Here is a 13995-nt window from a genome sequence, read left to right as displayed (position 1 = left end):
ACCATCAGGGAGATGACCTCCGGCACCGAGCTCGTCGCCGTGTCGAGCGTGCCGACGTGCCGGCCGTCCCGCAGTACCGTGATCCGGTCCGTGATCTGGGCCAGCTCGTGCATCCGGTGCGAGATGTAGATGACCCCGGTCGACGGCGTGACGAACCGCCGGATCAGGCCGAACAGCGTCTCGACCTCGGTCTCGTTCAACGCGGCGGTGGGCTCGTCCATGACCAGCACCCGGGCGTTGAAGCTCAGCGCCTTGGCGATCTCGACCATCTGCTGCCGGGCGACGGTGAGGTCGCCGACCAGGTCGGTCGGCTCCAGCGGCAGCCCGAGCCGGGCGAGCAGCTCCCGGGTGCGCCGGTTGAGCGCCCGCTCCGACAGCACGAACCCGCCGACGCGCGGCTCGCGGCCGATGAAGATGTTCTGCGCGACCGTCAGGTCCGCCATCAGGTTGAGCTCCTGATGGATGATCGAGATGCCGAGCTCCTGCGCGTGCCGCGGACTTCCCGGGGTGTACTGCGAGCCGTCGAGGAAGAACTCGCCCTCGTCGGGCCGGTCGATGCCCGACAGCAGCTTCATCAGGGTCGACTTGCCGGCGCCGTTCTCGCCGACGAGCGCGAGCACCTCGCCGTGGCGCAGCTCGAGGTCGACGCCGTCGAGCGCCTGGACGCCGGGGAAGCGCTTGCTCGCGCCGCTGACCCGCAACAGTGCCGTCATGTCAGGCACCCCCGCGCGGTGCGCGCGACTGCCAGTACCCACCGCTGGGATAGCCGAACTCCAGCAGCGACCGCTCGTGCATCCGTGCGCTGTAGCCGGGCGCCTCGGGCAGCACGTAGTGGCCGTCGAGGACCAGGCACGGGTCGACGAAGTGCTCGTGCAGGTGGTCGACGTACTCGGTCACCCGCCCCTCCAGGGACCCGGACACGGCGACGAAGTCGAAGATCGACAGGTGCTGGACGAGCTCGCACAGCCCGACGCCGCCGGCGTGCGGGCAGACCGGGACACCGAACTTGTGCGCCATGAGGTACACGGCGAGGATCTCGTTGACGCCCGCGAGCCGCGCCGAGTCGAGCTGGCAGTAGTCGATCGCGGACGCCTGGAACAGCTGCTTGAACAGCACCCGGTTCATGCCGTGCTCGCCGGTCGCCACCCCGATCGGCGCCACCGCGCGGCGGATGGCCGCGTGGCCGAGGACGTCGTCGGGGCTCGTCGGCTCCTCGATCCACAGTGGACGGAACTCGGCCAGCCGGCCCATCCACTCGATCGCCTGCGGCACGTCCCAGACCTGGTTGGCGTCGATCATCAGGTTGGCGTCCCAGCCGATGACCTCGCGGGCGATCCGCAGCCGCCGCACGTCGTCGGCGAGGTCCGCGCCGACCTTGAGCTTGACGTGCCGGTAGCCGGCGTCGACCGCCTCCTTGAGCAGCCGGCGCAGCTTGTCGTCGTCGTACCCGAGCCAGCCGGCGCTCGTCGTGTAGCACGGGTAGCCGCCGCGCTCACGCAGCTGCGCGATCCGCGCCTCCCGGGTCGGCGCCATCTCGCGCAGCATCGACAGGGCCTCGTCCGGCGTCAGCGCGTCGGACACGTACCGGAAGTCCGTCGCGGCCACCAGCTCCTCGGGCGACATCTCGGCGAGCAGCCGCCACAGCGGCTTGCCGGCCCGCCGCGCGGCGAGGTCCCACAGGGCGTTCATGACCGCCGCGAGGGCCAGGTGCACGACGCCCTTCTCCGGGCCGAGCCAGCGCAGCTGCGAGTCGGCGCCCAGCTCGCGGTACACCGCGCCGAGGTCGCCGCACAGCTCGGCGACGTCCCGGCCGACCAGCGGCTCGGCGCGCTGCCGGATCGCCTCGGTGACCAGGTCGTTGCCGCGGCCGATGGTGAAGGTGAAGCCGTGCCCGGCCAGCCGCGGGTCTTCGGTCTCCAGCACGACGTACGCCGCCGAGTAGTCGGCGTCGCGGTTCATCGCGTCCGAACCGTCGAGCCGCAGCGACGTCGGGAACCGCACGTCGTGGGTCCGGACTCCGGTGATCGTCGTCATGCGCACACTCCTCGGCGACAGCCGATTGATCCGATCTATTGGCGCGGACACTAGCACCGGGGTTGGTCGGTCGTCTCCACCGAAACGGCAGATTCATAGGATGTATTTCGTCGAAGCGCATCGACAGTCACGCACCGTTCGTGTGCTTAGGTGCGATCTAGAGCGATTTATTCGGATACGCCACGTCCGGAAACCTGGAGTTGACGTTTCCAGACCTCCCATGTCTAATCCGACGTTGCGCAGCTAGACATCCGATGGTTCGGGCAGGGAGGCTCGATGATCGGCCGCGGAGCCCGCGCCGGCGTCGCGATCGCGACGCTTGCGCTGATCGGTCTCACCGCATGCAAGGGCCCCGAGGGCACCGGCACCGCCGACGACGCGACCGACTCGGGTGGGCGCATCACCGTGTGGGTCGACCCGCCGCGCCTGCCCGCGGTGAGCGCCTTCCAGCGGGCGTACCCCGACATCCCGGTCGACGTGATGACGATCAACGGCAACGTCGGCAGCACCGAGCTGCAGCAGAAGTTCGTGCTGTTCAACCAGGCCGGCGAGGGCTGGCCGGACGCCATCTTCTTCCCGTCCAACGACGACCTCGCCTGGGCGGCCAACTCGAAGATCAACTACGTGCGCGACCTGACGGCCGACCTCGCCGACGTCATCAGCCAGTACGCGCCGGGCTCCATCTCGCAGTGCCGCATCGACGGGCAGTACCGCTGCCTGCGCAACGACGCCGCGCCGGACGTGCTGTGGTACGACAAGCAGCTGTTCGCCGCCTGGGGGTACAAGCCGCCGGCCACCTGGGAGGACTACGCGGCGCTCAGCGTGCGCATCGCCGCCGAGCACCCCGGCTACGTCACCGGCTTCCTCGGCGACGCGTACGCCCCCGACCGCTACCTGTGGGCGAGCGGCTGCCCGACCAACCACCGCCTCGGCGAGCGGCAGGTGCACCTCAACCTCGCCGACCCGCGCTGCGAGCGGATCCGCGACCTGCTCGACCGGCTCGTCACCGCCGGCGCGATCGCCTCGACCGGCATCTTCTCGCCCGACGCCACCGAGCTCGGCCGCCGGCTCGTGATGAGTCCCGGCGCGGTGTGGTGGGGCAACTTCCTGTTCCGCGACACCTGGAAGGTGCCGGCCGGGCGGATCACCGCCGCCCCGCCGCTGCGCTGGTCCGGCGACCGCGAGCCGTACACCAGCTCCGAGGGCGGCGGCCTGTGGGGCTTCTCCCGCCACATCAAGGGCGCCCAGCTGCGCAACACCCTCACGTTCGCCCGGTTCGTCGCGGCCGACCCGCGCTGGCAGGTCGAACTCAGCGTCGGCCTGCCCGGCGTCGTACCGCTGCAACAACCGTGGCTGGACAAGCAGCGGCAGGCCGGGTACCTCGCCGACTTCGACGCGGCGGCCGCCGCCTTCGTCCTCGCCAGCACGATCGTGCGGCCGGAGCGCGACTACACGCGGTACAACACCGGCACCGTGTGGACGCACACCGTGACCCCGGCGCTCACGTCCGGCCGCTCGTTCGACCATGCCTGGAGCGTCTTCGGCGAACGCCTCGCCGGTGAGGCGCGGGCGTTCGGCTACACCGTCCACGACAGCGCCTGAATCGAGACCGCCCGCGACGAATCGAGACCCGCCAGTGTCGATGTACCGGAGCAGCCAGACCGGCCGGTGGCCCGCAAGCCCACCGGCCGGCACAACCGCGCGGCCCGCGCCGCCGCCGTACACCCCGGTGCACGCGGCCGACCTGCCGCCGCTGCCCAGGACCCGCCGGACCGGCCGGGTCGTGCGGGTCGGGCGCCGCGCCGCCTTCTTCCTCGTCCTGCCGTACACCGTGCTGCTGCTCGTCGGCGGGCTCGTGCCGGTCGGCTATGCCGTCGTCAAGAGCCTGCAGAACGAGTCGGAGACCGGGTTCGGCGGCCTCAGCAGCTATCAGCGCGTCGTGTCCGACCTGCGCTTCGCCGAGACCTTCGGCAACGTACTGCTGACCCTCGTCATCTGGCTGCCGCTCATGCTCGTCGGCGTCGTCGGGCTCGCGCTGCTGGTCGACGCGAGCTCCGCCCGGTTCGGCGCCGCCATGCGGTTCGTCTACTACCTGCCCGGCGCCCTGGCCGGGGTCGCCAACTTCATGCTGTGGCTGTTCCTGATCGATCCCGGTCAGAGCCCGGTCGCCTTCCTGTGGCACGGCTTCGGCTACCGCACGCTCAACGAGGTCGCACAGCCGGGGAACCTGCCGTACATCCTGGCCGCCATGCTGTTCTTCCAGGGCGCCGGCACGTGGGTCGTGGTGCTCGGCGGCGGCCTGCACAGCATCCCCGACGAGCTGCTCGAGGCGGCGCGGCTGGACGGCGCCGACGCCTGGGGCGTCGCGTGGCGGGTCAAGCTGCCGATGATCCGGCCCTGGCTGGGCTACCTGACGCTGCTCAACCTCGCCTACGGCTTCCAGCTGTTCCTGGAGCCGCAGGTGCTCAGCCAGGTCACCCACGGGCTGATCGCACCACAGTGGACGCCGAACCAGCTGAGCTTCTCCTACGCGTACCAGATCCTCGACACCCCCATGGCCGCCGCGATGTCGGTGATCCTGCTGGCCATCACCCTCGGCGTCGGCCTGCTGGTCGTGCGCCGCAGCGGCCTCTTCGACGACGAACGGTGACGACGATGCCCCCTGCCCTCGGTCGCGCCGGCCGGATCGTGACGCTGCTCATCGTCGCGGCCATCTTCGCCTACCCGGTCGCCGCGTTCGCGCTCGTCGCCCTGCGCCGCGACGACGGTACCGGCCCCACCGGCCTCGGCCTGGGCAACGCCCGGGACAGCTGGACGACCGTCCTGCGGTTCAACGACGGTGTCGTGCTGAACTGGCTCGGCAACTCACTGATCGTGGCCACCGGCGGTGCGATCGTCGCCGTCGTCGCCGGGCTGCCGGCCGGCTACGCCCTCGCCCGGCTGCACTTCCCCGGCCGGCGGCTGCTGCGCTTCTGCACGCTCCTGACGATGGTCGTGCCGAACACCGTTCTGGTGATTCCGTTGTACCTCGAGGTCAGCGCGTTCGGCGCGGTCAACAACATCTGGGTGGTGACGCTGCTCATGGGCTTCTACCCGTTCGGCGTCTACCTGACGTACATCCACTTCCGCACCACCCTGCCGGTGCCCGTGCTCGAAGCCGCCCGCATCGACGGCCTGTCGGAGGGCGACATCTTCCGCCGCATCGCCATCCCGGCGGCGCGGCCCGCCATCGCCCTCGTCGGCTTCTTCAGCTTCGTCGCCAACTGGACCAACTTCTTCCTGCCGCTGGTCCTGCTGCCGCTGTCGTCGAGTACGACCATCTCCGTCGGCCTGCCGCAGCTGGTCTCCTCCAGCCCGCTGTTCGACCCGACGAACACCGCCGGCTTGGACGTCCGCCTCTACGCCCCGCAGTTGGCCGTCGCCACGTTCGTCACGGCGGCCCCGGTGATCGCCGTCTTCGTGATCGCCCAGCGCGCCCTCACCCGCGGCCAGATGCTCGGCCCGACCCGCCGCTAGCATCTTCGGTGGCTGCGGCAGCGCTCGATGCTCGTCGCGTAGGGCATGAGCTCGTGCAGCCGCGCGTCCAGTCGCGCAACCTCGGTGTCCGACAGACCCTTGCGGAACGACACGTACAGCGTGTCGTCGCCCATCGACACCATCGTGGCCCCGAAGCCGATGCCGGACCCGTCGCCGTTGGTGATGTCCCGGCCCGGGTACGGTCCGTTGTGCGGCAGGTGCACCACGTACACGTTCGGCGTGCTGAGCACCGACTGCCAGATGGCGCTGGACCACAGCCCGGTGACGACGACGAGCAGCAGCGCGATCGCCGGCACCCACACCCGGTACGGCAGCCGGGCCCGGCGGCCGAACGCGGCGAGCAGCAGCAGGACCGCGCTCGGCAGGAACAGGTGTGCGCAGAGGAAGTAGAGCGGGATCGCGAGCACGATCAGCACCACCGCGCACGTCACGGACGTCACCGCGAACGGGCGCCGGCCGGGAACGATGAGCGGCAGGGCCGCGACCACCGCCAGCGGGACGGCGGCGATGGCGGTGAGCGGGAAGGTCGACACCCCGAAGATCCAGATCATGGCAAGGACCGCGCTCAGCGCGGCCAACGCGGCGAGCGACCGCTCCCACCACGCCGCCGGCTCCTCGTCACGCCCCGCCGTCACCGGCAGCAACCGGTCCCACCACGTCGGTTCCCCGCCACGCTCCGCCATCGCCGGCTCCAAAGTTGAACGTGTTCAAGTAGCTGGAAGCGTAGCACCACAGCACGACCCGAAGCGACCCCGCCCGATGCCGCACCGCGGAGGGCAGGCCAGTGCGGTGAGGTGCCGGGCCGTGCGCTGTGGGCCGGGCGTGTGGTGCGTGTCGGGCCGTGCTGTGCGTGTCGGGCCGCGCGGATCGGTGCCCGGGCCGCGTGCTGAGGTGTCCGGGGTTTCTGCGGGCAGCGCGGTGGGTTGCCGGCCGTGTGGTGAGGTGTCGCAGTGCGTGCCGGGCTGTGCGGTGCGTGCCCGGGGCATTGCTGTGCGGTGTCCGCGCGGTGCCTGCTGTGCCTTGCGGGTGCGGGCCGGCATGCACCGGCGTGGTCAGGTGTCGCGGTGGCGGAGCAGGGCCGTGCCGGCCAGGAGGGCCCCGGCGGACCAGGCGGCGAGCACCCCCAGGCCGGCCCAGGGCCCGATGGGTAACTGGTGCAGGCCGGTGGTCGCCTGCACGGCCAGCCCGGCGCTCATCGGCGCGAGCTGTTCGAGCCGGCGATGCAGGTCGGGGTCGGTCACCAGCTGCGTGACGAGCGGCGGGAGGTACAGCAGCCCGAGCACGGACCCGATCGCGGCGCCCGAGTCGCGCACGACCGCGGCGGCGCCCAGGCTGAGGATCGCGACCAGGACCAGGTAGGCCACTGTGCCGCCGCTCGCCCGCAGCACCGGCCCGTCGGCGAGGGACAGGCCCGGGTACCCGTGCTCGGGCGTGAACCCGTGCCGCGGCAGGAGGACACCGGCGACCAGCAGCGAGCCGAGCACGGCGAGGCTCCCGATCGCCGCCACCGCCACGCCGAGCACCAGCGCCTTGGCGCCCAGCACCGCCGGGCGGCTCGGCATCGCGGTCAGCGTGGTGCGGATCAGCGCGGTGCTGTACTCGCCGCTGACCGCCAGTACGGCCAGCACCGCTACCGGGGCCTGCCCGAGATACACGCCGCTGAGGATGAGCCGGGCGACGTCGATGCCGCAGCCGTCGTGCGGGCAGGTCGCGGCGGCGGACACCGCGGCGCCCAGCGCCACGGTGACCACCGCGGTGACCAGGAGCAGCCATGCGGGGCCGGGCGTGGTCCGCAGCTTCGTCCACTCCGCGCGGACGCTCCGCAGCGCGGTGCTCATGCGTCCCTCCGGCACAGGAGGACGGCGGCGACGGCGAAGGCGAGCGCGGTGTAGCCGCCGAGCACGGCCAGGCCGGCCCACGGCGGCAGCGGATAGTAGCCGGCGGCCGGGGTGTAGAGGCCGTCGACCTGCGGATACCGGACGAGGGTCTGCTGCACGGCCATGGCGGCGGCGGGCGTGAACCGGGTCAGCCAGACCGCCATCGACGGCGGCAGGAACGGGGTCAGCGCCAGCAGGTACGGCAGCACGACGGCGGCGACGACGGTCGTGACCGCGGTGGCGCTGCGCCGCAGGATCGTACCGACGGCCAGCGCGAACACGGCCGCGACGGCGAGCAGTGCGGCGGTGCCCACCTCGGCCCGCAGGGCGGCGCCGGACGTCACCGGGAACACGTAGACCCCGAGGCCGCGGACCACCCGCAACCACAGCGGCACCGCGAGCGCGGCCGCGACCAGGCACGTCGTGAACGTGACCCCGGCGACCACGGCCGCCTTGGCCGCGAGGATGCGGACCCGGCGGTTGCCGGCGCTCAACGTGCTGCGGATCATCCCGTACCGGTACTCGGTGGTGATCATCAGCGTGGCCACCACGACGATGACAACCAGCGCCGGGAACGTCCCGAAGAGCACGTCGCCGGCGGCGGCGCCGACGGGCAGCTCGCTGCGGGTGGCCGGGGCGAGGTCACCGGCGCCGGTCACGGTGAACCCGTCGCCGGCCGGGGCAAACGATCCAGTGGTACCGCGTGGATAGCCGGCGAACGTGGCCGTGCCGGCGCCGACCTGGTCGCCCGCCCAGCCGGCCGCGGACCAGCCACCCGTCAGCCGCGGGGCGCCGAAGGCGGCGGTGGCCGCGTCGCCGGCCGTGCCGATCCCCTCCACGTGCTGGGGGCAGGCCACGAACAGGCCGGCCTGGACGGTGGCGGCCAGCCCGGGCAGCCGGACCGTGGCGACCTCGTTCCAGCGCTCGCCGTCGGGCGACTCCTCACCCGTGACCGTGTCGCCGGAGCGGGTCAGCCGCAGCCAGCGCGGCGCGTCGGCGGACACGGCGCCGGGCCGCCCGCCGCGGTCGTGGACGTAGTCGTGCTGCATCCGCACGCCGTGCCCGCCCGTGACCATGATCGCGGCGTACCGGGCGCCGGGCTCCGGCCCCGCGGTGACGATCAGGCCGGCCTTCGCCCACGGCGTGGCCGCGCCGTCGCCGCGCACGGACGTCAGTGCGCTGACCGCGACGGTGATCCGGCCGTCGCCGGACAGGGGGCGGTGCACGAAGAAATACCCGCTGCTGACCGGCCCGCCGTGCGGCCCGATCGGGACCGGCGACGCCTGGTCGGGCGCCCCGCCGCCCAGCCCGGCGATCGGGAACAGCAGGATCAGCAGGGCCGCGACCACGCTGCCGCGCACCCAGCCGGGCACCGAGCGGAACTTGGTCCACTCCGCCCGCAGCAGGCGCATCGGGTGGCGGGTCACGACGCCGCCCCGGCCGCCGCGGCACGGTACTCGACGGCGTCGCGGGTCAGCTCGAGATACACCTCCTCCAAGGTGGCCCGATGCGGCGCCAGCTCGGAGAACGGCAGGCCCCCGGCGGTGAGCACCGCCACCACCCGCTCGGCGGGGAGCCCCCGCACGGCGAGCACGTCGTCGCCCGCGCGGGTCACCTGCGCGCCCGCGGTGGACAGCGCCGCGGCGGCCGGCTGCGGCGCGCTGGTGCGCACCCGCACCCGGTCTCCGGAGGCGGCCGCGATCAGGCCGGCGACGCTGCTGTCGGCGATCACCCGGCCGCGGCCGACCACCACCACGTGGTCGGCCATGCCCTGCAGCTCGCTCATCAGGTGGCTGGACACCAGCACGGCCCGGCCCTGCCCGGCCAGGGCGCGCAGGAAGTCGCGCAGCCACACGATGCCCTCGGGGTCCATGCCGTTGAACGGCTCGTCGAGCATGATCGCCGGCGGGTCGGCCAGCAGCGCCGCCGCGAGGCCCAGCCGCTGCCGCATGCCCAGCGAGTAGCCGCCGGCCGGGCGCCGGCTCGCCGAGGCCAGCCCCACCCGCTCGACGACCTCGTCGACACGGCGGGCGCCGAGGCCCTGCGACTGCGCCAGCCAGAGCAGGTGGTTGCGCCCGGTCCGGGCCGGGTGCAGCGCGGCGGCGTCGAGCAGCGTGCCCAGGTGCCGCAGCGGGCAGCGCAGCGACCGGTACGGACGGCCCCCGACCAGCGCCTGCCCCGCGTCGGCGGCGTGCAGCCCCAGGATGATCCGCATGGTGGTGGACTTGCCGGCGCCGTTGGGCCCGACGAACCCGGTCACCCGCCCAGGGGCGGCCGTGAACGTCATCCCGTCCAGGGCGGTCGTCGGCCCGTACCGCTTGCGCAGCCCGGCGACCTCGATCGTGGCATCGCTCATGGCCCTTGTTCTACGCCGGGGCCGGTGACAGCCCGGTGTCTGCGGCTGACACCTGGTTGTCACCTGCCGAGGCGTAGAACGGACGCCATGAGAGTGCTGGTGGTGGAGGATCATCGGACGCTGAACGCGCTGATCACGGCCGGCCTGCGCCGCGAGGCCCTCGCGGTGGACGTGGCCCTCGACGGTCACGCCGCCCTGGAGCAGCTCGCCGCCACCCGCTACGACGTCGTGGTCCTGGACCGCGACCTGCCCGGCGTCCACGGCGACGAGGTGTGCCGCCGGATCGTGGCCGGCGGGGCGGGCACCCGCGTGCTGATGCTCACCGCTGCCGGCGCCGTCCGCGACCGGGTCGAGGGTCTCGGCCTGGGCGCCGACGACTACCTGCCCAAGCCGTTCGACTTCGCCGAGCTGGTGGCGCGCGTCCGGGCCCTGGGCCGCCGCAGTGCGCCGGCGCTGCCCCCGGTGCTCGACAACGGCGACCTGACCCTCGATCCCAACCGCCGGGTCGCGGCGCGCGCCGGCCGGCGGCTCGACCTCAGCCCGAAGGAGTTCGCGGTCCTCGAGCACCTGCTCGCGGCGGGCGGCCGCGTCGTGTCCACCGAGGAGCTCCTCGACCGGGTCTGGGACGACGCGACCGACCCGTTCACCACCACGGTGAAGACCACGATCGGCCGCCTGCGCGCCAAGCTCGGCCAGCCGCCGGCCATCCACACCGTCCGCGAGGGCGGCTACCGGATCGGTGCACGGTGACCCGCCCCCGGCTGCGCACCCGGCTCGCGCTGCTGCACGCGGGCCTGGCCTTCGCGTGCGGTGCGCTGCTGCTGGCGTTCGTCAACGTCCCGCTCCTCACCGCCCGCCAGACCACGACGAGACCGCCCGCGGGCCAGCCCGTCGCCGTGCAGAGCACGAGCAACCTCGCCGAGATGCTGCAGTACTCCGCGGTGGCGCTCGTCCTCATCGCCGGCCTGTCGATCCCGCTCGGCTGGCTGATCGCCGGCCGGGCGCTGCGACCCCTGCGCGTGATCACCGCCGCCGCCCGCACGACGTCCGCCGACAGCCTGGCCACACGCCTGCGCGTCCCGGCTGCGTACCAGGAGTTCACCGACCTCGCCGACACCCTCGACGGCCTGCTGCACCGGCTGGACCGGTCGTTCACCGCCCAGCGGCAGTTCATCGCCAACGCCTCCCACGAGCTGCGCACGCCCCTGACCGTGCAGCGGACCCTGCTCCAGCTCACGATCGCCGACCCCGACGCCACCGCCGACACCCTCCGCTCCACCTGCCACGAGCTGCTGGACCTCGGCCAGCAGCAGGAGCACCTGATCGACGCCCTGCTCACCCTGGCCGGCGGCTACCAGCCGATCGCCCGCTGGGAGCGCTTCGACCTGGCCGACCTCACGTGCAAGGCGCTCCAGGACCACCGGCCGGAAGCCGAGCGACGCGGCATCGAGGTCCGCACGGCGCTCACCCCGGCGCCGGTGACGGGCGACCCACGCCTGGCCGCGATCCTGGTGACGAACCTGGTCGACAACGCCGTACGTCACAACGTCCCGGGCGGCACGGTCGAGATCACCACGACCGCTCCCGGCCGCCTCACGGTCAGCAACACGGGCCCGCGGATCCCGCAGACGGAGACCAGCCGCCTGTTCGAGCCGTTCCAGCGCCTCGGCACCGACCGCACCGACCAGACCGACGGCCACGGCCTCGGCCTGGCGATCGTCGCGGCGATCGCGACCGCCCACCACGCACGACTCACCGCCCAGCCCCGCCCGGAAGGAGGCCTCCACATCACCGTCGACCTCCCACCCGCCCGCTGAGACCGCCCATCGCGACGAGCCGGAGCCCATCCCCGCCGCGAGTTCCTCACCGCCTCGGCGAGCGAGGGCTGCCCGGCGCGTAGGCCATGCCGTCGCCTCGAAGAACGCATCGGTGAAGCTGTCCACGCCGCCAGGAGGTGACATCCTGCCGACCCGATCAGGCTCGGATCGAGGGCCTGCACCGAATCTTCACACCGGCTCGTTGGCCGCCACAGTGTGACCGCGTGTGGCCCCGGTGCTTCGAACCCGGAGTGTCAGGGCTTCGCCGCATCCGGCCCACTTGCGGGTCGCCTTGAAGACGTACGGAAGGTTCTCACCGGGATGACCTCGAGCGACCTCGAGCGACTGTCGTACTCGGCTTGATCCGTTACACGGTGACTTCAGTTGACGGGTTACACCTGCCTTGAGCATGTTGGATGCGGACCGTGACGCCCGGCCATCCGCGACGCTGGTGCTCCAGGGCATCCGCTTCTGCCGATGTGCGTACAGCCGTTCACGACTTCGAATAGCTGCCGGGCCGCACCGACTGGCTGGCTTTCGGGCAACCATCGCAGCCCTAAAATGGTGGCGACCAACTCCCGTACCAGGGCGGCAGTTCTCCAGCCGAGGGCCATATCTCCTGTCGTTCTGGATCCCGCTCGTAGGGCCACAGGCGTCCGGCCCACTCGCACTCGGGAATAAGGCTTTCGTAATCATCAACGCAACGTTCGAACCATTCACGACCTACCAGTACCGGCCGCGTCAACACTCCATCAGCAGCGCCCTGTACTCGCAGGACCAGACCCAACTCCTCGATACCGGGGTTGCCTCTCGGCCCGAAGCGCAAACCGACGCCCATGGACTCGGACACGTCGGACAACCACTGCTCCAGCTCAGCCGGATCGCTACCCGTCAACAGCGCCCCGTCCAACGACATCAGGGGTCCGCGAACGGCGTCCGCCGCAATGCAGAACAGTTGCCCGGAACCTCGGAAATACTCATAAAGCGCTGGCTGTGCCGACTCCCAGCCCAACTCCAAACCCACGATCTCCGACGAACGAGGATCGGCCTGGAAGCGGCGCAGCTCACGGGCTTCGGGCAGTGCTGCGGCAGCTTCCTCCACGGTCATGCCGAATCGCAGCGGTCCGACCCCGTCCAAGGGTGTGACGAGCCAGCACGGCCGGACCTGTGCGCCGGCTAGTTCGAGCTCTTCCGACGTCATTCCGTCCACACGTCCTTCTGCGAGATCGGCCCACCTCGGACCGGATCATCTCACTAACCCAGCTGTCCTATAAGCCGCGAGTCGAGCGCAGCGCTCGCTAATCGCCTGTTGGCCGACGCTTCTGTGCCCGGCGCACACCTTGATCACGTGTCCGGTCATGGCCCAGACCCGTTCGGCGAACCGGCGGCCGGCCGCGAGCATCCGCTGATAGCCGTCGGTGTCGGTGCCGTAGCGTCCACGTCCGAGCACTCGTTCCCGCTCGTCGATGACCTCGATCGTCGCCGATCGCTTATGCGGATCCATGCCGATCACCACACGGCTCATATGCTGGCATCCTCCCGGACGAATGAACGTTCGACAGGGAGGGCAACGCTACTTTGAGCTGGTCAAACCCCTCTTGAGCCACTCCCCGGGCGGTAGCTGGCGGGCGCACCCCATGTGAGAGTCACACCCCTGATGCCGTGGACAGCCGCAGAACAGAGCAACCCACCAGCCACCTCGACCCAGCCTGGCCGGCCGCAGGTCGTAGATCCAATTAAATAAGTAGCCGCCGTCCGGGTGCATAGGAGACTCCGGTCCGTCATGGCACGATCAAAGCGTGACTGACCCAGCTCGCGAGCTCGCCGATCTCCGCGCCTGGCTAACGACGGCGCTTCGGCTGGCACAGCGGGAACCCGGGCCCGATGGCCTCACGATCCTTAGCGTGCCGTCCGACCGCGAGTTGATCGATGAGGTCAGACGGCTGCGGCGGCTGGCCGATCAGGCGGCCTCAGCAACGCCGCCTGCCGAGTGACATCCGCTCATAGCCGCGAAGCGGTCGTGTGCTGGGATTGTCGCGCGGGTCTACGTCCTCTCGGACGTCCGGCAATGCTTGATACCAGGTCGTGCGGCCAGACCGGCCGTCGACTACGGTCTCATCTGTCGCCGTCGTGAACCCCTACGCCATGAACGCGAACCACAACGGCGAGCTGGGAGAACTTCGCGATGGCGAAGTACGAGCCTTTGACTGCCTTCCTCCAGCGACAGGACCGCGGCACGATCCGGATGTCATTCCAGCGGTTTGAGGAGATCATCGGCGCACCGTTGCCACCGAACGCACGGTCGGACCGTACTTGGTGGGGCAACACCTTCAACAAGACACGCGTCCAAGCGCACGCATGGTTGAACGCCGGA

General features: G+C 71.5%; 15 protein-coding genes. 7 read left to right on the top strand and 8 right to left on the bottom strand.

Features of this window, described 5'->3' with window-relative positions:
* Positions 1-713 (bottom strand): ATP-binding cassette domain-containing protein (locus ABZS66_RS55615; protein ID WP_354772080.1); only part of this gene is annotated, 713 nt, incomplete at its 3' end.
* 1 nt (position 714) lies between these two features.
* On the bottom strand, positions 715-2034 hold the full coding sequence (locus ABZS66_RS55610; RefSeq protein ID WP_354772078.1) for an L-fuconate dehydratase: 1320 nt from the start codon (positions 2032-2034) through the stop codon (positions 715-717).
* A 276-nt stretch (positions 2035-2310) separates the two neighbouring features.
* Here ABZS66_RS55610 and ABZS66_RS55605 point away from each other — a divergent pair, with 276 nt between their 5' ends.
* The 3 genes from ABZS66_RS55605 to ABZS66_RS55595 are packed head-to-tail and all read left to right on the top strand — an operon-like array spanning position 2311 to position 5550.
* A complete protein-coding gene (locus ABZS66_RS55605; protein WP_354772076.1) occupies positions 2311-3636 on the top strand; it encodes an ABC transporter substrate-binding protein in 1326 nt (441 codons plus the stop codon).
* A 40-nt stretch (positions 3637-3676) separates the two neighbouring features.
* Positions 3677-4684, top strand: coding sequence for a sugar ABC transporter permease (locus ABZS66_RS55600; RefSeq protein ID WP_354772082.1), 1008 nt, complete (start codon positions 3677-3679; stop codon positions 4682-4684).
* A gap of 5 nt (positions 4685-4689) precedes the next feature.
* Positions 4690-5550, top strand: coding sequence for a carbohydrate ABC transporter permease (locus ABZS66_RS55595; protein WP_354772074.1), 861 nt, complete (start codon positions 4690-4692; stop codon positions 5548-5550).
* On the opposite strand, the gene ABZS66_RS55590 is transcribed toward ABZS66_RS55595, so the two are convergent.
* From ABZS66_RS55590 to ABZS66_RS55575, 4 genes are all read right to left on the bottom strand, one after another.
* Complete coding sequence (locus tag ABZS66_RS55590; RefSeq protein WP_354772072.1) at positions 5547-6254, bottom strand: hypothetical protein; 708 nt, start codon at positions 6252-6254, stop codon at positions 5547-5549. The genes ABZS66_RS55595 and ABZS66_RS55590 overlap by 4 nt on opposite strands.
* Positions 6255-6623: 369 nt before the next feature.
* Positions 6624-7409, bottom strand: a complete 786-nt coding sequence (locus tag ABZS66_RS55585) for an ABC transporter permease (RefSeq protein ID WP_354772070.1) — start codon at positions 7407-7409, stop codon at positions 6624-6626.
* Positions 7406-8875, bottom strand: a complete 1470-nt coding sequence (locus ABZS66_RS55580) for a hypothetical protein (protein ID WP_354772068.1) — start codon at positions 8873-8875, stop codon at positions 7406-7408. Before ABZS66_RS55580 ends, ABZS66_RS55585 begins: the two co-directional genes overlap by 4 nt.
* Entirely contained in the window at positions 8872-9804 is a 933-nt protein-coding gene (locus ABZS66_RS55575) for an ATP-binding cassette domain-containing protein (protein WP_354772066.1), read from the bottom strand. Before ABZS66_RS55575 ends, ABZS66_RS55580 begins: the two co-directional genes overlap by 4 nt.
* A gap of 87 nt (positions 9805-9891) precedes the next feature.
* On the opposite strand from ABZS66_RS55575, the gene ABZS66_RS55570 reads away from it, so the two are divergent.
* Complete coding sequence (locus ABZS66_RS55570; protein WP_354772064.1) at positions 9892-10554, top strand: response regulator transcription factor; 663 nt, start codon at positions 9892-9894, stop codon at positions 10552-10554.
* Positions 10551-11621, top strand: a complete 1071-nt coding sequence (locus ABZS66_RS55565) for a HAMP domain-containing sensor histidine kinase (RefSeq protein ID WP_354772062.1) — start codon at positions 10551-10553, stop codon at positions 11619-11621. The genes ABZS66_RS55570 and ABZS66_RS55565 overlap by 4 nt, the downstream gene beginning before the upstream one ends.
* Before the next feature lie 556 nt (positions 11622-12177).
* Here ABZS66_RS55565 and ABZS66_RS55560 read toward each other — a convergent pair.
* A complete protein-coding gene (locus ABZS66_RS55560) occupies positions 12178-12822 on the bottom strand; it encodes a hypothetical protein (RefSeq protein ID WP_354772060.1) in 645 nt (214 codons plus the stop codon).
* Positions 12823-12867: 45 nt separating this feature from the next.
* Entirely contained in the window at positions 12868-13146 is a 279-nt protein-coding gene (locus ABZS66_RS55555) for a hypothetical protein (protein WP_354772058.1), read from the bottom strand.
* Between the two features lie 274 nt (positions 13147-13420).
* On the opposite strand from ABZS66_RS55555, the gene ABZS66_RS55550 reads away from it, so the two are divergent.
* Together ABZS66_RS55550 and ABZS66_RS55545 are read left to right on the top strand one after the other, a co-directional pair.
* On the top strand, positions 13421-13615 hold the full coding sequence (locus ABZS66_RS55550; protein WP_354772056.1) for a hypothetical protein: 195 nt from the start codon (positions 13421-13423) through the stop codon (positions 13613-13615).
* A gap of 191 nt (positions 13616-13806) precedes the next feature.
* Positions 13807-13995, top strand: a 189-nt coding sequence (locus ABZS66_RS55545) for a hypothetical protein (RefSeq protein ID WP_354772054.1), incomplete at its 3' end; no start/stop codon positions are given.

It is taken from the genome of Dactylosporangium sp. NPDC005572 (assembly GCF_040605515.1).
Taxonomy (GTDB): domain Bacteria; phylum Actinomycetota; class Actinomycetes; order Mycobacteriales; family Micromonosporaceae; genus Dactylosporangium.
Note: the sequence above shows the minus strand (reverse complement) of the source record. Positions and strands in the feature narration are given on the sequence as shown.